Origin of the sequence: Paenibacillus sp. AD87, assembly GCF_001659845.1 — a bacterium.
Classification (GTDB): Bacteria; Bacillota; Bacilli; order Paenibacillales; family Paenibacillaceae; genus Paenibacillus; species Paenibacillus marchantiae.
Genome location: NZ_LXQN01000007.1, coordinates 651,324 through 677,234 on the forward strand (window position 1 = coordinate 651,324; position 25,911 = coordinate 677,234).

24 protein-coding genes are annotated in these 25,911 nt (G+C 46.5%); 18 read left to right on the forward strand and 6 right to left on the reverse strand.

The annotated features are described in order from the left end of the window. Positions 1 to 2: 2 nt before the first annotated feature. From gpAD87_RS02980 to gpAD87_RS03015, 8 genes are all read left to right on the forward strand, one after another. Complete coding sequence (locus tag gpAD87_RS02980; protein WP_064636107.1) at positions 3 to 452, forward strand: DUF6386 family protein; 450 nt, start codon at positions 3 to 5, stop codon at positions 450 to 452. A 38-nt stretch (positions 453 to 490) separates the two neighbouring features. Next, entirely contained in the window at positions 491 to 1,114 is a 624-nt protein-coding gene (locus gpAD87_RS02985; RefSeq protein ID WP_064636109.1) for an SMI1/KNR4 family protein, read from the forward strand. Positions 1,115 to 1,153: 39 nt separating this feature from the next. After that, positions 1,154 to 1,480, forward strand: coding sequence for a hypothetical protein (locus gpAD87_RS02990; protein WP_064636111.1), 327 nt, complete (start codon positions 1,154 to 1,156; stop codon positions 1,478 to 1,480). A gap of 141 nt (positions 1,481 to 1,621) precedes the next feature. Further along, positions 1,622 to 2,170 (forward strand): RNA polymerase sigma factor, encoded by a 549-nt coding sequence (locus gpAD87_RS02995; RefSeq protein ID WP_231952419.1) that lies wholly within the window; start codon positions 1,622 to 1,624, stop codon positions 2,168 to 2,170. After that, positions 2,160 to 3,302, forward strand: coding sequence for a DUF4179 domain-containing protein (locus gpAD87_RS03000; protein ID WP_064636113.1), 1,143 nt, complete (start codon positions 2,160 to 2,162; stop codon positions 3,300 to 3,302). Before gpAD87_RS02995 ends, gpAD87_RS03000 begins: the two co-directional genes overlap by 11 nt. 198 nt (positions 3,303 to 3,500) lie before the next feature. Then, positions 3,501 to 4,544, forward strand: coding sequence for a pectate lyase family protein (locus gpAD87_RS03005; protein WP_064636115.1), 1,044 nt, complete (start codon positions 3,501 to 3,503; stop codon positions 4,542 to 4,544). 310 nt (positions 4,545 to 4,854) lie between these two features. After that, the gene (locus gpAD87_RS03010) at positions 4,855 to 6,336 is read left to right on the forward strand and encodes a methyl-accepting chemotaxis protein (RefSeq protein WP_064636116.1); all 1,482 of its coding nucleotides are present in this window, start codon (positions 4,855 to 4,857) and stop codon (positions 6,334 to 6,336) included. Between the two features lie 255 nt (positions 6,337 to 6,591). Then, positions 6,592 to 7,815: a GNAT family N-acetyltransferase gene (locus gpAD87_RS03015; RefSeq protein WP_082935249.1), complete on the forward strand. Its 1,224-nt coding sequence runs from the start codon at positions 6,592 to 6,594 to the stop codon at positions 7,813 to 7,815. A 129-nt stretch (positions 7,816 to 7,944) separates the two neighbouring features. On the opposite strand, the gene gpAD87_RS03020 is transcribed toward gpAD87_RS03015, so the two are convergent. After that, positions 7,945 to 8,313: a VOC family protein gene (locus tag gpAD87_RS03020; protein WP_231952420.1), complete on the reverse strand. Its 369-nt coding sequence runs from the start codon at positions 8,311 to 8,313 to the stop codon at positions 7,945 to 7,947. Between the two features lie 363 nt (positions 8,314 to 8,676). On the opposite strand from gpAD87_RS03020, the gene gpAD87_RS03025 reads away from it, so the two are divergent. The 4 genes from gpAD87_RS03025 (at position 8,677) to gpAD87_RS03040 (ending at position 14,252) form a co-directional block, all read left to right on the forward strand. Continuing rightward, positions 8,677 to 9,990 carry an amidohydrolase gene (locus gpAD87_RS03025; RefSeq protein WP_064636120.1) on the forward strand — a complete coding sequence of 438 codons (1,314 nt, stop codon included), beginning with the start codon at positions 8,677 to 8,679 and terminating at the stop codon, positions 9,988 to 9,990. Between the two features lie 113 nt (positions 9,991 to 10,103). After that, entirely contained in the window at positions 10,104 to 11,738 is a 1,635-nt protein-coding gene (locus tag gpAD87_RS03030; RefSeq protein ID WP_082934988.1) for a carboxylesterase/lipase family protein, read from the forward strand. Between the two features lie 259 nt (positions 11,739 to 11,997). Next, complete coding sequence (locus gpAD87_RS03035; RefSeq protein WP_064636122.1) at positions 11,998 to 12,954, forward strand: helix-turn-helix transcriptional regulator; 957 nt, start codon at positions 11,998 to 12,000, stop codon at positions 12,952 to 12,954. A 110-nt stretch (positions 12,955 to 13,064) separates the two neighbouring features. Then, entirely contained in the window at positions 13,065 to 14,252 is a 1,188-nt protein-coding gene (locus tag gpAD87_RS03040) for an MFS transporter (RefSeq protein WP_064636124.1), read from the forward strand. Between the two features lie 2 nt (positions 14,253 to 14,254). On the opposite strand, the gene gpAD87_RS03045 is transcribed toward gpAD87_RS03040, so the two are convergent. From gpAD87_RS03045 to gpAD87_RS03055, 3 genes are read right to left on the reverse strand one after another with little or no spacing between them, the layout of a single operon-like run. Beyond that, positions 14,255 to 14,914, reverse strand: coding sequence for an Imm50 family immunity protein (locus gpAD87_RS03045; protein WP_064636126.1), 660 nt, complete (start codon positions 14,912 to 14,914; stop codon positions 14,255 to 14,257). Between the two features lie 60 nt (positions 14,915 to 14,974). Next, positions 14,975 to 15,532, reverse strand: coding sequence for a DUF1697 domain-containing protein (locus gpAD87_RS03050; RefSeq protein WP_064636128.1), 558 nt, complete (start codon positions 15,530 to 15,532; stop codon positions 14,975 to 14,977). Positions 15,533 to 15,566: 34 nt separating this feature from the next. Beyond that, entirely contained in the window at positions 15,567 to 16,217 is a 651-nt protein-coding gene (locus tag gpAD87_RS03055; protein WP_064636130.1) for a hypothetical protein, read from the reverse strand. 371 nt (positions 16,218 to 16,588) lie between these two features. On the opposite strand from gpAD87_RS03055, the gene gpAD87_RS03060 reads away from it, so the two are divergent. From gpAD87_RS03060 to gpAD87_RS32420, 5 genes are all read left to right on the forward strand, one after another. Beyond that, positions 16,589 to 18,223, forward strand: coding sequence for a nucleoside hydrolase-like domain-containing protein (locus gpAD87_RS03060; RefSeq protein ID WP_064636132.1), 1,635 nt, complete (start codon positions 16,589 to 16,591; stop codon positions 18,221 to 18,223). Positions 18,224 to 18,410: 187 nt separating this feature from the next. Then, positions 18,411 to 19,217: an alpha/beta fold hydrolase gene (locus tag gpAD87_RS03065; RefSeq protein ID WP_064636134.1), complete on the forward strand. Its 807-nt coding sequence runs from the start codon at positions 18,411 to 18,413 to the stop codon at positions 19,215 to 19,217. A gap of 28 nt (positions 19,218 to 19,245) precedes the next feature. Beyond that, positions 19,246 to 20,244, forward strand: a complete 999-nt coding sequence (locus gpAD87_RS03070; RefSeq protein WP_064636136.1) for a sensor domain-containing diguanylate cyclase — start codon at positions 19,246 to 19,248, stop codon at positions 20,242 to 20,244. A gap of 316 nt (positions 20,245 to 20,560) precedes the next feature. Next, the gene (locus gpAD87_RS32415) at positions 20,561 to 20,782 is read left to right on the forward strand and encodes a methyl-accepting chemotaxis protein (protein ID WP_231952421.1); all 222 of its coding nucleotides are present in this window, start codon (positions 20,561 to 20,563) and stop codon (positions 20,780 to 20,782) included. Positions 20,783 to 20,786: 4 nt separating this feature from the next. Then, complete coding sequence (locus gpAD87_RS32420; RefSeq protein ID WP_231952422.1) at positions 20,787 to 20,954, forward strand: hypothetical protein; 168 nt, start codon at positions 20,787 to 20,789, stop codon at positions 20,952 to 20,954. A gap of 117 nt (positions 20,955 to 21,071) precedes the next feature. On the opposite strand, the gene gpAD87_RS03080 is transcribed toward gpAD87_RS32420, so the two are convergent. Then, on the reverse strand, positions 21,072 to 22,553 hold the full coding sequence (locus tag gpAD87_RS03080) for a DUF1565 domain-containing protein (RefSeq protein WP_157258515.1): 1,482 nt from the start codon (positions 22,551 to 22,553) through the stop codon (positions 21,072 to 21,074). 170 nt (positions 22,554 to 22,723) lie between these two features. Then, positions 22,724 to 23,959 carry an MFS transporter gene (locus gpAD87_RS03085; protein ID WP_064636140.1) on the reverse strand — a complete coding sequence of 412 codons (1,236 nt, stop codon included), beginning with the start codon at positions 23,957 to 23,959 and terminating at the stop codon, positions 22,724 to 22,726. A 111-nt stretch (positions 23,960 to 24,070) separates the two neighbouring features. Here gpAD87_RS03085 and gpAD87_RS03090 point away from each other — a divergent pair, with 111 nt between their 5' ends. Next, positions 24,071 to 25,870 carry an SgrR family transcriptional regulator gene (locus gpAD87_RS03090; RefSeq protein ID WP_064636142.1) on the forward strand — a complete coding sequence of 600 codons (1,800 nt, stop codon included), beginning with the start codon at positions 24,071 to 24,073 and terminating at the stop codon, positions 25,868 to 25,870. Positions 25,871 to 25,911: the final 41 nt, after the last annotated feature.

Sequence of the window (25,911 nt, forward strand, 5' to 3'; positions counted from 1 at the left end):
GAATGAACGGGAAGTTTCAGTTCTTCACGGATACGGCAGCACTGTGCCTGTATGATCTGGCGGCGCTAAAACATCGTGTTGATGATACACCGGACTGGTGGTCTATTGCGGAAGATGAACTGATTGAGGTAAATGCAGGCAACTGTTTGTTTCTGAATCTGGGTGAAGATGGACAGTATGAGGTGACATGGAGTCTGGATGATGCGGGGAAGGAACTGGAGAATGCACAGGTATACCATCTACGTGTCCCTTCCGGTAACGTGTATCTGGGGGCGGCGGAGGATGTCACTGGGGGCGAGCTAGAACCCGATGAGTCTTGCGGTGGTGTGTTGCTCCAGATGGAGCCCGGAAATTATGCGTGCATGATATTGAGGGAAAGCAATCAAATATGGGTTACCATCAAACCCAGTCTGCAAAGCGAAAATAGTTTGAATGACTTGATTCGAATCTGACGTTATAGGTACAACGCGATGGAAGGAGGCTTACGTAAATGTACAAGGTACAGTTGGAACGCATACAGGGAAAGTTGAACAAACTCCAGACTCTGGACCCGAAGCGGAATCTGTTTGGGGCAGAGAATCATCAATATGAAATGGCTCCGGTATGGACATTGGACGAAATTAAAGCTTTTGAACAGAAATGGAAGATAGAGCTGCCCGAAGAGTATCAAGCCTTTTTGCTAGTGATTGGAAGTGGTGGTGCAGGTCCTTATTATGGGCTGGAAAAGCCGGAGAACGGCATATATTTGGTGATGGATTATGATGATGAGTTGAATGCAATTTCTGAGCCGTTCCCACATGTGGAATCCTGGAATTGGGATGTTGACTGGTACGACGACAGCAAAGAAGAGGACGAGTGGGCAGCGCTTGAACATGAGTATTATGCTCCGAAATGGTCGGCAGGGATGCTGCGAATTAGCGATTTTGGCTGCGGCGTGTCGCTTAATCTGATTGTGAAGGGATTATCCTACGGAGAGATTTGGACCGAGGATCGAGCGAACAGTAATGGGATTTATCCGGATCATTATATGGGCAACGCGGAGCGGCAGGGTTTTCTTGACTGGTATGAATTGTGGCTGGACCGCTCGATCAATGAATTGAATGAGCAAGAGTAGTAGCTTTTTAGCTAACTTTTAGATTAAGGGAGGTACCTTGTGGGCTGGGAATATGGCATCAGAACAACAAATCCTATCATTTTACCTCGGATTGTGAAGCGACTGGCGGATTCCTTAACATTCTCCGACTTGTATAAGCTGGAGCATTATGAAGATGGGTTTGCGGTGCTTCAGGAGGGTTCCCCCTGGCCTGAAGCTCTACAAGTCTCGATTGAAGTGGCATCGGGAATGAATGAGATTGTAGAGGGAGAGTTATACATATATTGTCTGTTCCATACGTGGGGTGACATCGCAGCAAACTGGCTGAAACAGATGGGAGCGGCTACGAATCAGGATGACACTGAGCTGGAATGGTTTGAACTTTAAATAATGATGCGGAAATCAATACAAGTAGCTTCCTCCTCAGGATTAGGCGGGGCTTTTTTTGTGATGGAAAATAAATAAAAACGGTTTGGCTTGTTCATCCGTCTTAAACCACAGAAAGAGAGAGAAGGAGGGGATTGCAGGGTGGAAACCAAAGCCGAGATGAAAAAGATGCTGTTTGTACAGAGCGAAGACGAGACGGCATTTGTCCAATCCATCATGGAGCATCAGGACACGCTGATCTCCATTGCCTACAGTTACCTGCGTAATCGTCACGATGCGCTCGAAGCGGTGCAGGAGATGACATGCCGGGCCTGGATCAAGCGTCGCTCTCTGAAAAATGAGAAGGCGTTCAAATCGTGGATTATACGTATTCTGATCTATGTGTGCATTGATGAACAAAGGCGTCGCAAACGGGCAACACCACTGCCGAGCGAAGGGTTGGAGGAGGCGATATCCGAGTCTGTCAGTGCAGGATGCAGCGACAATAGACTTGCGATGTGGTCCATGCTTGAGAAAATCAAACCCAAATATCGCCATGTACTTCTGCTGAAATACTATAACGACATGACGTCAATTGAGATTGCCTCCATTCTTGGCAAACCGGAGGGCACCATCAAGACCTGGCAGCATAAAGGGTTGGAACTGTTACGGAAACAGATGAAGAACAGGGGGGATTGGCATGACAACTAATCCGGAGGAACAGGCACTTTTCGCAGATGCTTCCCAGGCTAAGCTGGAGAGACAACAATTGAATCCAGCGGATGCGGCCTTTGCCATTCAGCGAGGTCTGGCAAAGGCCAGAACCCGGCGAATGACAGGTCATGTGCAATTAAAGTGGATTACGGCGGTGCTCGTAACCGCTCTGGCAGCCGGTTGGCTGCTGCTGGGTCCGCTTGGCGGTTCTACACCACAACAGGCAATGTACAGCCAGCCTGCACAGAATTGGGGAGTTCTTGAACCTTTTCGGGAGTTGGCTGGAAAAGATGTAGACGGAAACACGATTACATCTGCAATTAACAATGGTTATGTACAGCTCGTGAATCGTTCTGTGAAATCAGGAATATATCAATTAACCGTCAATGCTGTGATGGCGGATGAAAACAAGATGATTGTATTGTATACAGCCCAGACGGATGCTTCCCAGGAGATATATTCGGTTCCCAAAACGAGTATGGTCAATGGCATGACGAACCAATCACTTGGCAATGGCGGTATAAGCAGTCTGTATAGTTCCAATGGAAAGTATACACTTTATGGACGTAGCACCGTTGAAATGGATGGGAATACACCGCTTCCTGGACAAGTGAAGTTCAATTTTCGCATTTCATCTGTAGTTCCTGATCTGCTGACTGACACGAATAAGGTTAAAAAAGATACCAAATACCAATTTTCGAAACCGATGGAAGTGAGCTTCGATCTGGACCCTAAATTTTCGGTGCCCAAGACCGAGAAGATCAAACTTAATCAGTTATTTACGATTGGCGGTCATGAGGTAATGTTATCTGAAGCAGAGGTATCTCCACTTGTGACACGGGTAAGATTTATCTATGAACCTAATCAAAAGATTGATTATAAAACCAAACTCTCTGTCAGTGATGTGGTCAACCCTACCGAGATTGTATCCACCACCAAGGACAGGCAGAAGACCTTGTTGTCCCGTGTGTCAGGTAACGGGACGGAAGATGGGATGATCTATTCCTTCAGTAGTAATCTGCTGGATGCCCCCCAATCTCTGGTATTAAAACTTCACGGTGAACCCGGCAAAGTTTACGATGATTTGCAGGAAGCGGAAAAACATAAGCTGGAACTGAAAATCAAATAGGATTCAGAAGAAGGGCGATACAAAGTCATGGTTTTTGTAGATGACTTTGTGTCGTCTTTTCATTTTTCTTATACGGGGACTGCTGTTGCAAAAAAATAAAAATATTGGTTAAATTGCAATTTTTGTATTGTCACATCTGATGTTACACGATATAATCAACTTGTCTTTCAGGATAAAATTATAAAGGATGGTGAAAATTTGAAGAGATTTTCGATTCTTTTACTCGCTGTAACACTGTTATTGTTGACGGTCTCCACGGCACCCGCTACATATGGTGCGGCCAATTATCCCAACACAGGCACGAATGGTTTAACGGGTTTTGCCGGTAACGCCAAAAATGAGAGTGGTGTATCCAAATCAGCCACGACAGGTGGCAAGAACGGTCAGGTCATCTACATCAGCAATCTGAGTGACCTAAGAACACATATGGCAGGCACAACGGCTAAAATACTGGTCATTGAACAAAATATTTCTTCCTCTACGTTGCAGAAAGTCGAATTTGGATCGAACAAAACGTTGGTAGGCTCCTTTGATAACCACACGCTGACAAACATTCATTTCAGATCGACGTCCAGCTCAAGCAATGTCATTTTTCAGAATCTGACTTTTGAACACGCTTCCAATATTAATGCTAACGACGATATCCAGATGTATATTACTTCAGGCTCCAACTACTGGATTGATCACGTGACGTTCTCAGGCCATAGCTACAGCTCGAGCGGAAGTGATCTGGACAAGCTCCTGTATATTGGGGATCGTGCAGATTATATTACAATCAGCAATTCCAAATTTGCAAATCACAAATACGGAATTATTCTCGGATACCCGAATGATGGCAACAGCAGCTATAATGGTGTACCTCATGTAACGATGGCAAATAACTATTTTGAAAACCTGTATGTACGTGGTCCTGGTCTCATGAGATACGGTTATTTCCATATCAAAAACAATTACGCGAACAACTTTAACCAGGCGATTACCATTGGCGAGAAAGCACGCATTTATTCTGAAAACAACTATTTCGGTGCAGGCGCTGAAAAAGGCGGCATTCTGGATGATAAAGGAAACGGGGAATTTATGGATACAGGCAGTACACCTGCGTTGAGCAGCCCATCCTCTCCCCAAACAAGTTGGAGACCAAGTACCAACTACAGCTATGAAGTGCAGACAGCCAGTTATGCTCGCGAGTTTGTCACCAAGTATGCAGGTTCGTCTAACAACACACTTGTGTTCGGAAAATGAAAGGTAGCTGACCCCCTTAACATGTGAAAGCCCGTATCCCTGATGCGGGTTTTTACTATTTTTTTACTATGGAGAAAACCAAATAAAATTCCTGAAATATAAGTACATATTATATTCCTTCATATATTAAAAATTTATAATAAAATTCCGATATACATTAAGTGTGTTTTCATGTTTATGAAGACCTAATGTACTACAACAAAGCCCTAGGACTTTGCGATTTATTCATAAGCAAGGACCAAAGACTGATAAAAGATAGTACAGAAATGTCTCACCATCGTATTTAATTGATAAAAAGGACGGGAAATTCATGAATCGTTATGACGAAATCATCTGGAAAAGGAACAAGCTGATCTGTATCATCCTGTGGGTTATTGTTGCCATCGGTTTTGGTATGGCCTTTCTGGAACCCAAGCTGCTTGTTTCGAGTGGGGTAGCTATTTTATTCACCGGTTGGGTAACGTACGCCAATTTCAAAAAGAAGTATATTCATGTGATCCCGTGGCTTTGTACACTCCTGATTACGGTTTGTGGGGTCTATGCAGGCTGGGGAAGTGTTAACATCACTTTAAGTCTGGTCATCACTTCAGTATTGTTGCTCTATCCCGACAAGAAACTGTTCACTACCGGATTTTTCGTGTTGTTTATCATCAGTATTATTCAGGTCGTTCTGGTGGAGACAAAGAGCTCCGAGGAATTTATTGGCCATATTGTTGATGTAGGATTATTTGCGCTTACGGGAGCTATTCTGATGATGGTTTCCCAGTTGAATCAAAGACTCTTTTGGGATAGCGAGGCCCGTTGGAAAGAGGTGGAACATTCCAAAATGAGAGTGGAAACAATGCTTGTAAGGGTCAAAGAATCTGTAGAGGGCCTATCTCGTTATACGGACCAACTGAAGCAAAAAGTAACCGACACCGGCTCCATTACCCATGAAGTAACGCTTGGATTCAGTGAAGTGGCCAAAGGCGTTGAATTTCAGGCTACTAGTGTAGCAGAAATTTCAGAGTCCTTGTCCTTGTCGGATCAGCATATCCGCGATGTTGCTTCCTACTCACTTCAGATGAAAGAACTGTCAGCCAGCATGGCAACGAGCACGGAAACAGGCAGTGCGCAGATGGATCAACTGAATGTTCAGATGCAGGAGCTGTATGAAACGATTAATACCACAGCCGATGATATGAGTAAGTTTAACGAGGAAAGTGAGTCCATGTCGCTAATGCTGAACAGCATCTTGGATATTGCGAACCAGACGAATCTGCTTGCGCTCAATGCAGCGATTGAAGCAGCCCGTGCAGGTGAACATGGACGTGGGTTTGCAGTCGTTTCGGAGGAAGTTCGCAAGCTGGCAGAACACTCCGGCCATTCGGCCAGTGATATTGCTGCTATTTTGTCCCGTTTGAGAGGACAGACACAGGCGTTGACGGATCGGTTTGGGCGTATTCGACTCGCTTTGGAAGCAGGAAAAGACAGTGTGCAAACGGCAGAAGAAGTTTTCCGTACGATCAACAGCAATTCTCAGCAAGTATTGAATCAGGCCGCAGATATCGAGAGTAGTTCAGTCACCATGAGGGAATCCTCTACGAAAGTGGTTAATGAGGTTTCAGAAATTTCAAGTGTGACTCAGGAATCGAGTGCTGCTACGGAAGAAATTCTTGCCAGTATGGAGGAACAGCGCAACCTGACCCAGAAGATGGTGGATAGCTTCGGAGAATTGGAGCAACTGATTGTGGACCTGAACGAGTTGGTATCGGATAAGGACGAAGTAGGTTCTGCAACGGGTACGCTGTAAAATACTTAGGCTGAAGCTAGCCTACTGCATCGGAGTCACCTGATTACACCAATTTTATATTCGAAGTTCAGTTACTGAGCCTGTCTCCAACCATGATGTGGGGGCAGGCTTTTTTTGTTTTTAGATGGCTTATCCCTCCGCCCGTTTTTAACGAAACAATTGTGGATGCTCATCCAGGCCCACTATAATGGGAGGAATAGGAATTTGTAAAAAACAATTGATGGCAGGAAGTTTGGGTAATTGGGGGAGCAGAACGTGAAGAATGCAGTAAAGGAAAAAAGGTCGGATAGCCACGACCGTACAGATCCAGAGAAGAATGAAAGACGCGATAGGTGCGTTCGTTTCTATGATCGGAATTCGCTCCAAGATATGGACTGGCCTAACACCGAGGATGGTAGAGATGCAAGAGCGTATTTGGAACCCATCATGTTACAAGGGACACGGGACTTCATGATAAATGTAAACACAACCTTACTCATTGCTCGAATTGACGATCTAGTGCTTCCGTTGACGGTAAATGATGCAGAGTATGAAAATTCTTACGTTTGTTCGCCTTATACGCATTATGTGCGGTACGCCAAGCAGGAGTTGACGATGCTTCGGAAACCGTTGCTGGAAAAAGGGCTTTCCGCGCTGCTCAGTGTGGTGGGGTGGGGAATGCGGCAATCACAAATAAACAAAGTTGTACATATCAACAACTGGCTGTTATCAACAAACCTGTATCCAGCCATGTCCGGAGAGCAGGCGGTTTGTCTGCTTGCAGCAGTAAGGGAACGTTATCCTGAGCATGCCGTCATATTTCGCTCCTTGTGCCCAGGGCTTCACTCCGATCTGACGGGAGAGCTGAAGCAAGCAGGCTGTCAACTAATTCCGAGCCGTCAAATCTATCTGTACCAGGCGAATGATCCGAATTTCGGCAATGCGAAGTCGCGCTGGCTGCTGAAGCGGGATTACGAATTGTTGACCAAGCACGGATATGAATTTGTTTCTGAAGCGAATCTGACGGCGGAAGATATTTCGCGAATCGCGGAACTGTACAAGCTGCTATACCTTGAAAAATACTCTTATGATAATCCGCAATTCAGTGAACATTTCATTGCCACAGCAAAAGCTTCGGGAGCGCTGACCTTGTATGGTCTACGGAAGGAAGGGCGTATAGATGCGATTATGGGATACTTCTGTCGGAATGGGGTGATGACAACGCCGTTGTTCGGTTACGATACGGCGCTACCCCAGTCTATCGGACTGTACCGTATGCTATCAGCTTGCCTGATTGGACAGGCCCGTGAGAACGGTCATCTGTTGCATGAGAGTGCTGGTGCTGCACAGTTCAAACGCAACCGTGGCGCTGTGTCGGATTTCGAGTACTCTGCCGTGTATGAGCGCCATCTGCCAATGAGCAGACGCTGGTGCTGGCTGCTGCTCGAACGGCTTTTGAATCGCGTAGGTGTGCCGCTAATGCGTCGGATGAAGCTGTAAACTTGCACAACAGCGCGCTGACGCCGTCCTATGTGGGGTGCGCGTGCAGGTTTGGCTCCACACACAACAGGTCAGTCATCGTGAAACGTACACTTATTTAGATTCGCCTCAAAAATAATTGTGCTTTAATCATGCATGTTCGGCCAACTGCACTTCGAAGCCATCTGGGTCGGCAATGTAAATAAACCGCAGATGCGGATTGGGCTGGACGGGGCCTCGTACAATCGGGATGCCTAATGCGGCGAGTTGCTCCATGGCTTCGTCCAGTGAACTTACCTCATAACCGATCGAAACACCGGCCTCTGGCTTGAGTGTGGTTTCGCTGCCCTCAATCAGTTCCAGCTTCGTTTCATTTTCTGGTCCGAGCATGGCGATCTGCCGTCCACGGCTTTCGAATCTGCGCTGAATCGGCAGCCCGAGCAAATCGTGGTAGAAGCGGAGCGATGCTTCCAGATCGTGTACCCGCAGTGTGATCCAATTTAGTCTAATCAACATCATGAGTTTCTCCTTTTTTTGCGCCATATTCATCAACGTTATGCTTATTATACGATAAGCTTGTGCGTGGGCCTACCATACCACGTTACCTTTGCCTATAGAAGTTGCACTTAAAAGTGAAATCGAAAAACTGCCCAAGAATATTCTTGGGCAGTTCGGCTAAGAGTGCCGTTCAATGAGCGGGCACTTTTTTTATTGAATCAGATCAATCGCATCCTGTGACACGAAGGGTCCCTCAGTATGGGCGTGAAGCATGTGTGTAGAAGAATCGCGAAACAGGATTAGCGACCCATAATATAGAATTCGTAGTGTAAAGGTGTATGCATAATGATGAAATAGAGAGCTTGATGAGAGAGGTGAGTGACCATGATTGATATTATTGCGCTTCGACGAGACCTTCACGAACATCCCGAGCTGGGATTCACCGAATTTCGTACGGCTACCAAAGTCGTGCAGATGTTAACGGAACTGGGTTACCGTGTGACTTATGGAAAAGATGCGATTGATGACACATCGCGGCGAGGTCTGCCAAACCCTGAAGTGTTGGAAGATGCATATCAGCGTGCCATTGATGAAGGGGCAGATCCAGCGATTGTGCAGCAGATGCGAGGGGGATTTACGGCGGTTGTCGCTGAGTTGCATGGAGAACAGGAAGGACCAACAACGGCGTTCCGCTTTGATATGGATGCACTTCCGATCCGTGAGAGCAAGTCGGACAAACATATACCACAAGCGGGGCAATTTCGCTCCAGTCATGAAGGCATTATGCACGCTTGCGCGCACGATGGACATACAGCCATTGGGCTTGCACTTGCAGAACGTTTGAGTAACCGAAAGTTCGCCGGGAAGATCCGTCTGCTGTTCCAGCCTGCTGAAGAAGGTGTGCGTGGTGCGTATGCCATGGTCGAAAAAGGCATGCTGGAACAGGTGGACCGTCTGTTCTGCATACATCTGGGTACAGGTGTGCCATCCGGTCATGTCAGAGGGGCGTCTGCTGGATTCCTGGCAACGACCAAGCTGGAAGCCCATTTTACAGGTGTGTCTTCTCATGCCGGAGCTACACCGGAGGAAGGACGGAATGCTTTGCTGGGAGCCTCTACAGCACTCCTTAATATTCATGCGTTGCCTCGGTTTAGCACGGCAGATACACGCATTAATGTGGGTATTCTTGAAGGCGGAACAGGGGCCAATATTATTCCCGAGCACGCACGGATGGTGATTGAAACCCGTTCAACGACAGAAGAAACGAATCGTGAGCTGGAGCGACGGGTGCGTCAGATCATCGAGCACAGCGCGGCGATGCATGAGTTAAGCTCTACGGTTGAAGTCATTGGCGGTGCAGTCCCTATTCACTGTGATATGGAGCTTGCAGAGCTTGCTGTACAGCAAAGTGAAGGCATCGCAGGATTTACCCATGCGGAGGCTATTTCGGATGGTGCTTCACTCGGAAGTGAGGATGCCAGTTACATGATTAGGCGTGTACAGGAACAAGGTGGGAAAGCAACGTATATGATTATTGGCAGCGAGCTGCCTGCTCCGCATCACCATCCGGAATTCGATATTGATGAAGCAGTGCTAGCTCCTGCGGTGGAACTGCTGGAGAGATTGGCACGAACGCTCTATAAAGATATAACTACAACCAAGGAGAGGCTTTCACTTACATATCGGTTAAGGAGGTGAACGCGCTTCAAGGCAGGAGCACGAGCGAACGTACCAATCGCCAGTTGGCTGAAACGACTGCATAAGCTTTGCAGGCACAGCTCAATGGCGGTGGAACCTTGGAGCAGAGTTGGATGAAACATAAACAAGATCAGGGGTTCAAACCTCAAACATTGCAGCAGACGAAATATGGAGCCATTGATGGAAAAACCTATGAACAATACGGTACGCTCGGCTGGTTAGGTGTTCCTTATGCAGCACCTCCGGTAGGTGAATTACGCTGGAAAGCACCGCGTGAACCGGATGCATGGACAGGGACTCGAACCGCCAAGGAATTTGCTGCGTGCAGCTTACAGTTATCCGGTGAAACGATAGCCGGAAGTGAAGACTCACTGTATCTCAATATTTGGCGTCCGAATACAACCAGTTCGAAGCTTCCGGTTATGGTGTTTCTGCACGGCGGCGGGAATATGACCGGATCAGGCAAGGATTTTCAGGGTGAACAGCTTGCGCGTAACACGAACAGTATTATCATATCGGTGAACTATCGTTTGGGAGCTCTTGGGTTCTTTCAAAATGCTGCATTGAAAACCGGAAATCCCCTTGATGATTCGGGCAACTATGGCTTGCTTGATGCATTCCGTGCACTGCAGTGGGTACAGGATAATATCGAGGGCTTTGGCGGAGATACAGGCAATGTTACGTTGGCCGGGCAGTCGGCAGGAGCACGTAATGTTCTGGCAGCGTTAATCTCACCGCTAAGCAAAGGGCTATTTCAGAAATTAGCTGCTTTCAGTGGTGGTCTGACCACGGCTACACCGGAGGAAGGCGAGCAAAAATCCGAGGATGCATTTGTGAAATTGCTCGTGCAAGAGGGTAAAGTGACCTCTATTGAACATGCGGGAACATGGATCGGCAAGCAGTCTCAGGCACAGCTGGCCAGCTATTTGCGTGAGTTGCCTGCTGACAAGCTGGTCACTGTATATGGTTCAACGGCGATTCGTATGCAGCCATTCCCACATTTGTTCCGTGAAGGTACAGTCATTCCCAAAGAGGGATTCGATGCCATCAACAGCGGTAATTATGCACAAGTTCCTGTTCTGCTGGGCAGTTTGGAAACCGAGTTTTCCAGCTTTGCTTTCGGTGATCCATACTTTGTACCCTCATTTCATGATGAAACTCTGTTTACAGATGAAACCAAGGCCGAACAGTATGCCGCAGCTCTGAAATATGGCAGTGAGGCTTATGCAGGCTTCAATGCGGAGCGGGTAGCCGAGCGCCTGACAAGTGAAGCGGGACAGCCACCTGTATACGCCTATCGTTTTGCATGGGGCACAAAGCCTGGGGTCATTTCCGAAAGGCTGCAAACATTGCTGGGCGCACCGCATGGCGCGGATATGGACTTTTACACAGGACACGCAGACGGCGTTGCCGCTCTTTTCGCTGAAGGTTATTTTAGTGAACAGAACAAACCAGGCCGTGAGGCATTGTCTTCCGCGATGGCAGCATATTTGAAGCAGTTCCTCTATACAGGCAACCCGGGTTGTGGTGGATCATCGGAATTGGCCGAATGGACACCTTGGACAAAAGATGCCAAAGCACCAATCATGCGCTTGGACGCAACCGACACCACAGCCGAGATCGGCATGTCTAAGCAATATAATGAAGGCAAGGATGCCGTGATGGCGAAGATGAAAAAAGAATTGCCAGACGAGACATACAAGTTGCTGACGGAGCAGGTATTTGCCGGACGTTTTTTCTGGGAATAAGGACGGGGTTATGCTATGCGAAAGGACACGAGAGGATGATCTCTCGTGTCCTTTTTTAGTTAAGGCGTATCTCTTTATTTTCAACCTGAACATTCGATTTCGACAGGTGGTTTATGGTTCATTTTCGGTATGAAGTGTAGTGATTTCGTCATGGGGCTGGTCTAAAAGCAAAAATTGAGGTAGAATTATTGAGAATTATTCTCAATTAAACAAATCTCTTTCTGGAGTTAAGATCAAGTTATAGACGAGGTGAGAACACATGGGTTTCGATTCGTTAGCTGTCGTATACCAGCATTACTTAACGCAAGAACCATTCAGTCAGCAAGATGAAAATACGTACCTGCTCTCTGCTAAAGCGGGCAGTGGCAATATAAAAAGAGTAACCACGTATAGTGGTATCGAAATTGTGTATTCTCAGATTAAATATAGTGAACCGTGCTCTACGTTCTTTGCGTCGAATATTCCCATCATTGAGCTGCAATTCGCATTGTCAGGTGCGCGTTACGTAGATATATCTGGTCAGGAATATACGCTGGCCACTGGGCAGGGAGCACTCATTATGATGCGTGATTTTGAAGCCTGGTTTCATCCACCTGCACTGGAGAATTATACTTCTTTTGCCATCGGAATTCCGATCTCGTTGTTCAATTATGCTGGCGCACAATTGGCAACGAGCCAGTCCATTCGTTTTCAGGACATTTTGGGACATTGTGTGTTCAAACCCATCATATTTCAGCTGGATCACAGAATTCGAACGATGATTGACAGTCTGATTGGGGAATTGAACAACCCCTATAGATCTTCCTTAATGATGGAAGCGACCGCATTGGAGATATTGAATCGGTTTATGATTCAGCTATTTGATCTGGCACCTATCCCTTCGGGATTTTCCAGAGAGGATATACGGAAGTTGCATACTGCCCGAGAGATTATGGAGGCATGCATGGTGGACCCACCGTCCCTGCTGGCGTTGTCCAAACAGGTGGGTCTAAACGATTTTAAATTGAAAAAAGGATTCAAGGCGCTATTCGGCACTACCGTATTTGAATATTTGCGCCAGATTCGTCTGGATAACGCCATGAAATTGCTGCGCAGCCAGCAGAACAACGTTACTGAGGCAGCGATAGCAGTTGGTTACAGCAATATCAGTGCCTTTTCCCAGCAATTCTATCGCAAATTCGGCGTGAAGCCATCGGAAATGAAAAAAATATATTAATAATCCGTCTAACCGTTAATTGTTCCGTATGGAGGCAGTCGACACTCTCTCAGCCTTGTATACTCCAGGTACAGTGGATACTGTACTGAAAAATAAAGGAGTGTATGAGCGTGAACAGAATTAGAGGAAGTATCTTTTTTAGCGTATTTGCAGCCATGTTGGGTCTTATGCTTATTGCTCCCATTATGCCGCCGCTTATTCGTGAGCTGGGGATGAAAGAAAGGCATTCCGGGCTAATTATTTCACTCGGGTCCATCGCCATGGCTGTGATGGGTCCGGTATGGGGCAGGTTCAGTGATCTGAAAGGCAGAAAACCAATCATATTGATTGGATTCATAGGCATGTCCATAAGTTGTGCGTTGTTTGCTTTGGCGATGTATAGTGGATTAAATGCGTGGATCGGAGGAGGCCTTCTGTTAACCCTTCTGATAGTAACGCGGAGCTTGATCGGTATGTTCATTCCGGCAGTGTTATCCTCTTCTCAGGCATATATGGGAGATGTGACGGAAGGGGAAGAGCGTGGAAGCGGGATGGCGATTATTAGTGCCGCCAATGGGCTGGGACTTGTATTTGGCCCTGCGATTGCAGGCGCTTTTACCATTATCGGCCTCCTGTGGCCGCTTTACTTTGGTATTTTTATTGCGATAGCGGCTTTTATCATTGCTTTGTTGCTCATTCCTGCTGCCAAGCCGGTCATTCAGGAGAAAGCGCCCAAGGTCAACCCGCTCCAACGCGGTTTGCGTATGTATCTTGCTGCCGGGTTGGTTACGATGATTGGCATTATGACGGTACAGGTTGTCGGTGGGTTTTATTTTCAGGATCAGCTCGCATTATCTCCAGGGGCTACAGCCCGAATGGTCTCGTTTGGACTGATGTTCTCCGGGACTGCGATGCTGATCATGCAGGTGATCCAGATGAAGTGGTTGAAATGGCAGCCACGGCCGATGATTTTGCTCGGGTCCCTTTTTCTGCTCGCAAGCATGGTATTGTTTCTGATCTCTAGTCAATTGGTTGTCTATTATCTCTCATTCTTCCTGTTCGGCATGGGCTCGGGTCTGATGATGCCTGGTTTTATGGCCGGGGCTTCTCTTTCGGTCAGCAAAGAACAACAGGGCGGCGCAGCCGGATTGGTTGCTGCGATTCAAGGCATATCTGCCGTGATCACCCCTTTACTCACAACAACGCTGTATCAGGTAGATAAACATATTCCGTTCATGCTGGTAGCCCTGTTGGTTCTAGTCATGGGTGCAATCATGTTGGGATCGAGAAAAACTCAAACCCATTCCGTTGCCGGGTAAGGTTAAAGACCTAACTGAACCACAACTTTGCGACATAGAAATGTCGCTGCAAATCCGGATATCGCGTCCAGTTGCACGCTAATCTGTTCACCCTCGTAAGCGAAGCTGAGCTGCAAGCAGACATTGCTTTCCTCGGCGGGATAGATGTTCTTAAACTGGACGTCTTCAAAATTAAAGTCGAGGGGCTGTTCCAACCCGTCTGTGGAAGTATGCGTAATCGTCAGGGACAGATTTTCAGACCTATCGCCTTGATCCGCGTTTTCCAGCTTTACATTGGTTAGTTCATCGTAGTGAAAGGGTGGGAAGAACCCCAACGTATTGATCACGTGCTGGGCACCTTCAATGGAATTGAGTGGTGAGAAGATGATTTCAAACTGCCAGGCTTCCATCAATCGTGACTCATACTGGGGGCTTGTGTACAGCAGGATCGAATCAGGTCCGCATTCTATTGCCGTTCCAATAAATGCGGCCCAGCCTGCTGTTCCAACCTCACCAACCGTTATCAAAATCTGATCTTGAGCATGCAGCCTTAATTCGCAATCTGAATTGAAGTGTACTCGGTAAGCTGGTACTTTCACCTGCCAAGCCGTATTCGGGGCAAAATAAAATTCCTCCCGCTTTACAGATTTTATACTAACGTTCCATGTCCGCTCCTGATTCATGCAATCCCCTCCGATATGCATAAGCTTTGAAAACTGGCAAGACACTTCACTTAGCCTTGATCATCTCTCAGCCGCAGCCTGCATCAGCTTGTAAATCTGGCGGGTCGTGTTCACGTTCCGGACCGTCATATATTTGTAGATCTTGGAGCCTATGAGCTTGTTCATACCACTTTTGGTGACAAGTTCTTTATTGACGGAATATAAAATGGCCCCGGGAACATAAAGCAATGTGCCGATTTCCGGTTTGATGGGCAGTTTGTCCAAAACTGAAACATCATTCACTTCATCCCAGAGGAACATGACATCACTTTTGGCCGTGGCATCATTCGTCCAGTCCTCCGGTAGTCCCTGAATAACAGTTCGAACTTCATCCACATTACGTACCATCACCTTGATCTGTAAGCCAAAATCGACAGCTATGGCTTGTTCAAGAATCTGGGATAATTCCGTATTCGCATCCACGCGTTCCTGATGATCGGCAAAGATAATATTGCCTGAGTTGATATACGTCACCACGTCCAGCAAGCCCGCTTGCTCAAACGTTTCTTTTAACTGCTTCATATTGATTTTATTATTCCCGCCCACATTAATGCCCCGAAGCAAAGCAACATAAATCATGATTCAACCCTCCGTATCTTGTGATCCTTTACTTTTAACAAAATGACAAATACTCGAATAAATGTGCAGTATGCTCTTCTCCCAGTAAATCATTCAATATAGGTTCGACATGCTCCAGATATTCGGGTTTGGTTTCATAAGTTTCCTCGTCCTTCAATTCCCCAGCATAGGCCCGTGCAGCTTCAATCAGGATGGCCAGTGCATTGAAAAAGTCTGTTAATGAATCGGCAATAAGCTGAGGTTCTTCTCCTGCAAAGGCCGCATATACAGGAGAGTTCGGTGCTGCTGTATCCACAATTATCGGATCATCGTTAAAATTCGCAATGACGACATGATTTTTTTGCCAAGAGGCTGACTCCTCATAAGGTTCGTTCATTCCGATCCAGCGGTGCCCCAGTTGCTGACGATGGAGATGTTCAGGTGGAACAAAGGAGATTAGAGCTGCATCACCGATCTCCACGGCTGCGCTTTTCATTTTGAGGGTGCCCTTGGCCTGTTCATCCATCATCTCGTAGTGGCTGTACAGATATTGGAGCTCTGGAGAGAGTGGGATTCGTTCGTCCACTTGCAGCTGGTGTTGTTGTTCACGAGGACGCAGATCATGATTTTTGAAAAGTCCATAAGCTTCATTATATAAATTTTGCTGCTCCACAAAACGGATTAGGGCGGCATTCAGCTGTTCCAAGGTGTCTGATCCCTCCTGGTGTTAGGCTATTTTCAAGCAGTTACATTCACTCATAGTCATAAGCATTATCATATATCAAAATGGGAAAAGCTTACACCCTCTGGTTATATAAATATTCTTTAGTTCAATTTATATAGTTAATATTGAATGCGTTTACAGTAAACTACGAACATGTTATACTTTTTCTCAAATGAGGATTGTTACTGCTTTGGCAGGCAAAACCTGAATGTCGATATGCGTGGACTCTGTCCAGCTCATATTGATGTTTGGGTTTTTTTGCATTTTACGGACCATATTAAGTAGTAGACTAACATCGCAGACATTCCCAAAAACACATCGCGTGGAACACAAGAAAGGGGAGCATCACGAACATGAATACAAGAAAATGGTTAAACGTTTTGGCGGCTGGCTGCCTCAGTATGATTCTGATTGTCAGTGGGTGCGCATCCAAAACACCGCAAACGGCTACTGAAACGCCCAACAAGACGGCAGAACAGGAACAAAATGAATCTACAGAAACGGCAGATCATTCCGCAACCAAAGCTAGAACGGTCATTACAACCGATGGTGAAGTGGATGATATGAACTCGGTGATTCGTTTTCTGTTATATTCCAATGAAATGGATCTGGCAGGCATTGTGCTGACCAGTTCAGTCTATCATTATGCGGGCGACGAGGAAGCAGGAATCAAACCTTTCCGCTGGACAGGTACACAGTGGGTTTACGATATGATTGATGCCTATGGCGAAATTTATCCCAACTTGTCCAAACATGCAGAGGGATATCCGGAGCCGGAACAGCTTCGCAAGATGACCAAAATCGGTAATATCTCCGACAAAGGGGAGATGGAGAAAGAAACGGAAGGTTCCCAATTTCTCCAAGCGCTTTTCCTCGACGATGATTCCAGAGATCTGATTGTGCAGACCTGGGGCGGTACGAATACAACAGCCAGAGCACTGAAATCGATTGAAGAACAGTACAAGGACACAGCTGAGTGGGAGACGATTCGCAAAAAAGTCAGTGATAAACTGGTGCTATACATCATCCTCGATCAGGATGACAGCTATAACGACTATATTGCAAAAAATTGGCCTGACATTCGCATTCTGAACGACCAATCGAACTTCTGGCATTTTGCCTATGCGTGGAAATTCCATACAGAGGAAGTCAACAGCAAGCTGCATGGGGATTGGATGGTCAAAAACATTTTGGATGGTCATGGCAAGTTGTTGGATATGTATGCATCTATGGGTGACGGCAAAATGATTGAAGGCGAGCTGGAAGAAGAGCAGCGCGGTAGTGCTGAATATCTGAAGAAGAATCCGCAATATGACAAATACGATTTTATATCCGAGGGTGATTCTCCATCCTTCTTCTATCTGATCGACAATGGCCTGCGCAGTATGGAAGACCCTTCCTATGGTGGATGGGGTGGACGCTTCGGTGTGGTAAATGACAAGCTGTTCAGGAATAACGTTCTTGACTACGATCCGTATACCAAACGATATGAGGCTGAATACTCTCTGATGAGATGGTTTGACGATATTCAGAATGATTTTGCGGCTCGTGCCGATTGGGCCGTCACGAATACGTATGAAGGAGCCAACCATAATCCGTCATTAACGATTAAGGAAGGATTGGATCTGTCCGTCAGTCCGGGTGAGAAAGTAACCCTTCATGCAGAAGGCCAAGACCCGGATGGGGATCAACTGACTTACAAATGGTGGAGATATTTTGAAGCAGATACGTACAAAGATTCCAACGTCCAGGAGGAGAAAGTCCAGCCTGAGATGGCGGGAGACTTGCAGCTTGGATTGCATCGTGAACTGGCAAAGGGTGAGAAGCTGGATACAATACAATTAGAGGACAGTGATACCAATGCTGTAACGTTCACGGTACCTGACGATGCCAAATCGGGCGATACCATTCATATCGTAGCCGAAGTACAGGATGATGGGGAGCACCAGTTGAAGCATTATCAACGTGTGATTCTCACTGTAAAATAGCCGAAAATAAAAAATAAGTACAAAGAGCCCTTTCGTGATGAGAGGGCCTTTTGGCATACAAAGTGGATTGTTCTTTATGTATCCAAAGTAATGAAAATTAATATTTCTTATCCATAACCCAACAATTTCCGATATAATAACCAGATAGGTCAAAGCAAAAGGATACTACCTCAGAGAGGTGATTTGGATGACGATTGACGTCCTCGTGCGTAACAATGTGAAAGTGTTGGGAAAAGGCAGCCAAACGATTATTTTTGCACATGGGTTTGGGTGTGATCAGGATATGTGGCGCTATATTGTTCCGAGTTTTACGGAGAACTACCGAGTTGTTTTATTTGATTATGTAGGCTCAGGTGAATCTCAAATTAACTATTATGATCCAAACAAATACAGTGATCTTCAAGGATATGCCCAGGATGTGCTGGAGATTATGGAAGCGCTCGACTTGAGTGATGTCATATTTGTTGGACACTCGGTCAGCAGCATGATTGGCATGCTTGCTTCCATTCATGAACCTAAATATTTCAAGCAAATCGTCATGCTCGGGCCTTCCCCGCGTTATGTAAACGATCTTCCGGGTTATTATGGCGGATTTGATCGGCGTGACATTGATGAGCTGCTGGAAATGATGCAGATGAACTTCATAGGTTGGGCCAGCTATCTCGCTCCGATTGTTATGCAGAATCCGGAACGGAAAGAGCTGACGGATGAGTTGGAAAAAAGCTTTTGTTCGAGAGATCCGCATATTGCCAGACAATTTGCGGAAGTGACGTTTTTCTCGGATTGTAGGGATGAATTGGAGCGCGCCTCGGTACCTACGCTCATTCTTCAATGCTCAGATGACAGCATTGCGCCTGTTGAAGTGGGGCATTACTTGCATACACATCTGAAGAACAGCAGACTTCAACAGATGACGGCCAAGGGACATTATCCACATTTGAGTCAGCCTGAAGAGACAAGCCGCTTCATTATAGACTATTTGCAGAGCGTGTAAATAAAATGAGAGGAAAGGCAATTATTTCATGGATATTCAATTAGATGTGGCTCCATGTGGCTACTTCTCGATCGCTGATTCGGGAATCATTCAATCCATTAATCAAACCCTGCTGACTTTGCTGGGATATGAACGCAACGAGCTGTTGGGACGACATATCGAGTCCACCATGTCTGTGACCAACAAGCTTTTTTTTCATACGTATTTCTATCCCTACATTCAGTTATATGGACATGTGGATGAGATGTATTTTTCGTTTCGGACCATCGATCAACAGGATGTTCCGGTTCTACTGAACGGGGTTCGCCAGACCCGCAATGGGGAAAACGTAATCGATTGTGTTGTGGTTGTCATGCGCAAGCGAATTGAGCATGAAAAGGATATTTTGAATACCAAAACGAAGCTGCAAGAGTTGTATCAAGCTACCCATGAAGCGAACAAGGAGCTTGAACGACTGCACGAAGAATACAAGGTGAAGCAGCAGGCATTGATTAAAGTAAATGATCAGTTGGAGACAATGGCCTCGACGGATCTGCTTACAGGACTCAAGAACCGCAGATTTTTTCAGGATAAAATGCTGGAAAGTTTGGCTCTCTTCCGGGAAACTCAGTTTGTTTTCTCCCTTCTTGTCGTTGATATTGATCACTTCAAGAGTATTAACGATACGTATGGACATCCGATTGGAGATCTGGTTTTGGGTAACCTGGCAGGCCTGCTGCAATCGGTGTCACGAAGCACGGACGTGGTGGCGCGTTATGGCGGAGAAGAATTTGTCATTATTCTTGCGGATTGTGATCGAGAGCAAGCTGTAACTATAGCAGAGAGATACCGTTCACAGGTCGCCTCTGCCGATTGGGGAGAGTATAACATTACAGTGAGTATTGGCGCGGCAACGGTTTCGCAGGAAGATACAGATCAGTCTTTGTTTCAAAAAGCGGATCAAGCGCTCTATGCATCCAAAACGGGCGGGCGAAATCGGGTGACCCATGCAGCCGAACAAGCGAGTAATGGTAGTAAGCCTTCATAATTGATTAATAACTGTCGATATAATATTCAGCAGTATTATCTCTACTAGAGGAAGTGAATATATCATTATGAATCAGGTTGAGGCTGTTTTGGCTGCAATACCATTTATTCGCGAAGCTACACGTCAGGATGTTTCCATATCGGTCATGGACCGGGAAAAGTTCTTATTTCCTTCCGATTAAGAATGAACAGAACGAGATAGAAGCAGTCCTTTGCAACTGATGAATTAGGCAGGAGAAGTTACAAGCAGACTGATTGAAGGTATCCAGCATGTAGCTGCTCATTCGGAAGAGTTGAGTGCAACCTCGGAAGAAATTTTGAGCAATACGAAACGTGCGGTTGAAGATTCCAGTAATGTGAATGAAGTGGTTAGCTACATAAAAGAAATTTCAGAACAGACTAATCTGCTGGGTTTAAATGCTGCAATTGAAGCGGCGCGGGTCGGTGAAGCCGGGGCAGGCTTTGGAGTAGTAGCCACGGAAATCCGTAAAATGTCAACAGGGACAAAGGAAGCCACGGGACGAATAGAAGTCTCTTGATGCTGTGAAAAAGTCCGTACTGAACATGGAACAGGAGATTGCCCAGATTTCAGTTTCTTCTCAAGAACAGGCCAAACTGGTCACAGAGTTTATGAGTGTAATTGATCAATTGAACGAAACCAATCATGGCTTGCGGAAACTGGTCGAAAAAATAACCGACGACGCTGAATAATAATTTGCTTCGTTAAGCCCGTACTTCAAATTCTAAAGACGAAAAACGCTCAACCACCATCATGGCTGAGCGTTTTTTCGTCTTGCTTAGAGTTTCACCAATTGGAATCATATCAATCTATTCATGGCTCATAAATCCATTTTCCTTGGCAGGTGAATTGGCTTGGAGAGTGAAATCCTCGTTCGCCTCATCTACAAATTGGGGGTTCACATACAATGAATGTACGTCATTTCCTGATCCCTCCGTGTAGGAGATAAAGCCGGAATACTCCGTGTTTTTCCAGACCCACAGGGCCTCTTCTTGTGGTGCAGGGGAGTAGTACACATTATAATCAAACACATTCCCCGAATTACTGGTGTATTCATTGTAAATGAGCACGTCAGAGCTGCCCGATACGAGAATGTTCCGTTTGAACGTATTGTTCTTCGTTTGGGCTTGCAGGAATAGCTGCCCATTGCCTGCATCCAGCAGGTCGTTACCCACTAACGTATTGTACATAATCATACTGTCCTCGGTGGAACCGCGCTGCTCATCATAGCCGCCCATGGCGATGCCTGTAAGCCTGTTATGAAAAATCAGATTATCCTGCAACATAATGTTGCTAGTCGAACGTCCGGCATGTTCTGAAGCAATCTCGATCCCGATATCGTTGCGATATACCCGATTGTGGTCGATGATATGATTTTTGCCTCCATCCACGTAGATTCCTCCTGCTGAATTGCTATCATTAGGGAGTGTTGTTCCATAGGACGGATTAAGATTGGAAGAGATATTATAGACCTCATTGCCCCGTACGATCCCGTTTCGCGCCAGATCATAAGTATCGTCCTCCGAAGTTCCCTCATACCCAATCAGATCAATGCCGATGTTGTCGGTATCATGGATCGTATTGTCCAGTATGGCAAACGTATCTACATTCCCGTTGACTGCGAGTGACTCACTTGAGCCGAGCACAAGATCATACAGCTCATTATCCTTGATGATAATATCCCGCAATGCTTGGGGATGCTCCGTACCATATATCGCGATTCCATGGGCGTCCCTGCCCTGTAAATTGGGTCCTGAAGGTTTAGCATCATTGGCAATGGAATGAACGGTGTTGCCCAGGAGTTGAATGTGCTCTCCTGACCCGTGAACATATATTCCAGTAGGCACTTGTCCCCGAAGTGAGGTTGTAAAGTTGCGAATTTCGAGATTTTGAATCGTAATATAGCTGGCATTTTCGACTTCAATCAAACCCTCTATGCCGCGTACCGATAGACCTTCACCATCAATGATGGCCTTTTCCTGTGGATAGCTGGAAAACAGGGTTGGATTGCCGGAGGAATTACCGCTTTGAGTAACTTTGACCTTTTGGTGATAGACACCTTCTCGCAAATAAACGGTGCTTCCCGGTGTAGCATGGTCGGCAGCGTGCTGCAACGTTTTCCAGGGAGATTGAATGGTTCCTTTGTTCGAATCGTTTCCTTGTGGTGATATGTAAAACATCTTTTGGGTATCCGGTACCTGCACAGCCTCGGGAGAAGGGACGGATGAAGCCTCATCCTTCTGACAACCGGTTGCGAATAGGATCAGGGCCAGGAGTGCAATTGCAGCCATACGATACAAGTTGATTCCTCCTTAATAACAAGCTATGAAGTTCGATTATAGCAGATTTGAAGGGTGAAATAAGGCGTAAGATGCTCATAGAATTCCACAATGGGGAGATGTATTTAGAAACGAAACAGGTGGTGAGTATGATCTCGCTACCTGTTTGTATATGTTGATCGTTATTTTCGGTCCCAGAGCACACTGTAACGGCAGCATATAAAAATGATGAGATTGGCTGCTGCGGCTATGCCGAACACCAACGCAGGATTGGACAGCTCAGAGATCCAGCCGCTTCCCCATATAGCCAAGGGCATGCCGAGCTTGAACAGAGACCCGGTAATCCCGCTGATCCGGCCAATCATGTGATGTGGTGTGGACTCCTGGCGGAATGTCCAGATGCAGATCGTGCTGATAGTTTGAAAAATACCAGACAGAAACAGACCCACTGCAAGTCCGTAGGTTGAGTGGAACAAACCAAGGATCAGAAAGGCGAAACCTTGAAGCAGTGTGGTCATCACAATCAGCACACCAGCAGAATATTTGCGGCGCAGGGAGCTTACCACCAGACTGCCGATTAAACCGCCTACTCCGGCAGCAGATAGTACAAGTCCAAGCTCTAGATTACGCAGTTGCAAAGTGTCTTTGGCATAAAAGATGACGGTTGCATCCACCATACCTGAGGTCGCATTAAGAAAAATGACCGTAATGCTGATAACCAGTAACATATGGTTGCGACGCAGCTCGATCCAGCCTTCTTTAAAGTCCACCCAGAAGCCCTGAGGAGATGTTCCTCTGGACACAGGTGCGGAGTGCAGTGGTAATAGAATGATACAGGATATCGCAAGCAGAATGGCGGTAATTAGCAGACCCGTATACAAGTTGGATAACATCAACAGCATTCCGGATAGGGCGGCACCCATAATGGTAATTAACGTTGTGGTGAAACCCAAAGCCGCGTTGGCTGACGTTAGCAGTGGCGCGGGCACCGATTGTTTGACCATGCCTGCTGATGCATTGCGAAAAGCATAACTCAGTGTCATCAGAATAAAGCCGCAACCGTAGAGTACATAAATGGAGGGTTGACCATATTGAAAAGACAGAAACAGCGCGAGCAGAAGAATAACCTGTAACACGATGGAGCCAATAGACCACCATTTCTTATGCACCCGGTCCATCAGTACACCGATAAACATGGCGAGAAACAGGTTCGGCAGAAATTCAATGCCACGCATGGTGGACATCGCTACAGGAGACTTGGTGAGTTCATATAAAATAAGAGGCAGAGCCAATTCATAGATTTGATTGCCAAGAGCAATGATGCCGCTGGCAGCAAATAGAATGATGAAGCTTGGATTTCTCCATACGGATGTGGCGAGTGTGGTGGTAGGTGTGGCGTGTACGTTGATTTCAGACATGGATAACAATCTCCTCTTTACGTGTGGTAATGAGGTCCATTATACTTTTGCAAAAGAGGAAGAAAAAGCGAAGCATTCACCAAGTCGACTTCGCCTTTTAGGAGGGTGAAGATGGACGCAGAAGAGCATTATCTGATCTTGCGCACTCACTTTGAGGGTGTGCCTGAGCAGGAAATGATTGAAGTCACGATGGAACAGGTCACTGAACTGCTGGATTGTTCGAGGCGTAATGCACAGCTTGTGCTGAACAAATTGACGGAATCCGGTTATTTGACATGGATACCCGGTCGAGGAAGAGGCAATGTATCCCGAATGTCTTTTAACGTATCGGTGTCGGATCTGCTTGCAGCCAAAGCGAAGCAGCTTGTGGAGAATGAGCAGCTCAATGAAGCATGGCGTTTAATTGATTCTTCCGGTACGCAGCGAATGAAGGATGACTTCACCGATTGGCTGGAACGACAGCTGGGCATCTTGCGCACCGATGGGGAGGAACGGGAGGTACTGCGTTTTCCCTTTTACCGGCCGGTCCCTCATCTGGACCCTGCGTGGGTTCAGCGGCGTACTGAATCTCATTGGGTAAGGCAGATCTTCGATACACTCCTCATATTCGATCCGGAGGTAAAACGTATTCTTCCTGGACTAGCTCATCATTGGGAATGGGACGACTCATCATCCCGGTGGCGGTTTTACTTACGTAAGGGAGTACGGTTCCACCACGGTCAGGAAATGACTGCACAGGATGTGAGATTTACATTTGAACGCATGTCAGGAAGGACATCCTCGGAATGGATGTTTTCTTTAATCAAAGCTATAGAGACTCCCGGGAGATATTGCATTGATTTTTATTTTGCCCAGCCCAATGCGGTATTTCCAGCTTTTCTCTGTACGGATCGCTGTTCGATCGTGCCTGAAGATTTGGGAGGTCCCGATAAAGCTGAATGTTTCTCAGCACTGCCGATTGGCACGGGTCCTTTCCGCATGATCAAAAATAATGAATCCCTGCTTGTTCTGGAAGCGAATGGCCATTACTTTGAAGGGCGTCCTCATCTGGATCGGATTGAGATGTGGGTGTGGCCGGACTATGAAGGACAGCCTGGGTCACACAGGACAAGCAGGGATATGCAGCTGTTATATTCGGGTGCGAGTAGAGAATCAACGAGTGAACCCTCTCTCAGCCAGTTGGAGAATGGCAGCACCTACCTGACCTTTAACCTGAACAAAGCAGGGATTCAGCAGAATATTTTATTTCGTCAGGCCATGGATCAGGGATTGGATCGGGAACGAATGATTAAGGAACTGGGTGGTCTCAGGCAGTGTGCATCGGAGGGGTTTGTGCTCAGTGGAGCGCAGCAGGATTACGCAGCGAGTTCTGATCTGGATGAAGCCAAAAAACGGATTCAGGCATCCGAATATGGAGGTCAGTCTCTGAACCTGTACACGTATGAATGGTTGGAGAATGAAAAAACGGCTGCGTGGATTAGCAGGCGATGCAAGGAGATGGGGGTTCAACTGAACGTAGTGAAGCTCCCGATCGAGCATCTGGCTGACCCTCAAGTGCTGGCAAAGGCCGACCTGGTCATGGCAGGAGAAGTGCTTGGCGAGCAGGCAGACCTTACCCTGCTGGAGCTGTATCAATCCCGTTTCAGTTTCCTGCGTAATCACCTCAGCCCGGAATTGACCGCTTATGTGGATGACAAGTTAACAGTATGTATGGGAGAACCAAGCTCTGATGAGCGAATTAAGCTGCTTATGGACATTCAGGAAAAGCTCAAAAGTTCATCTAATGTCATCTTTCTGTATCACAGCCTTCAGAAAGCCCAGCATCACCCCATGCTTGAAGGCATGGCCTTAAATGCATGGGGGAAAATCGACTACAAGCATATCTGGGTGAAGCATGTCGAGGAAGTGTAACATCGAGAAATCCAAGATGGTACTATCCTTCATCCGACCTT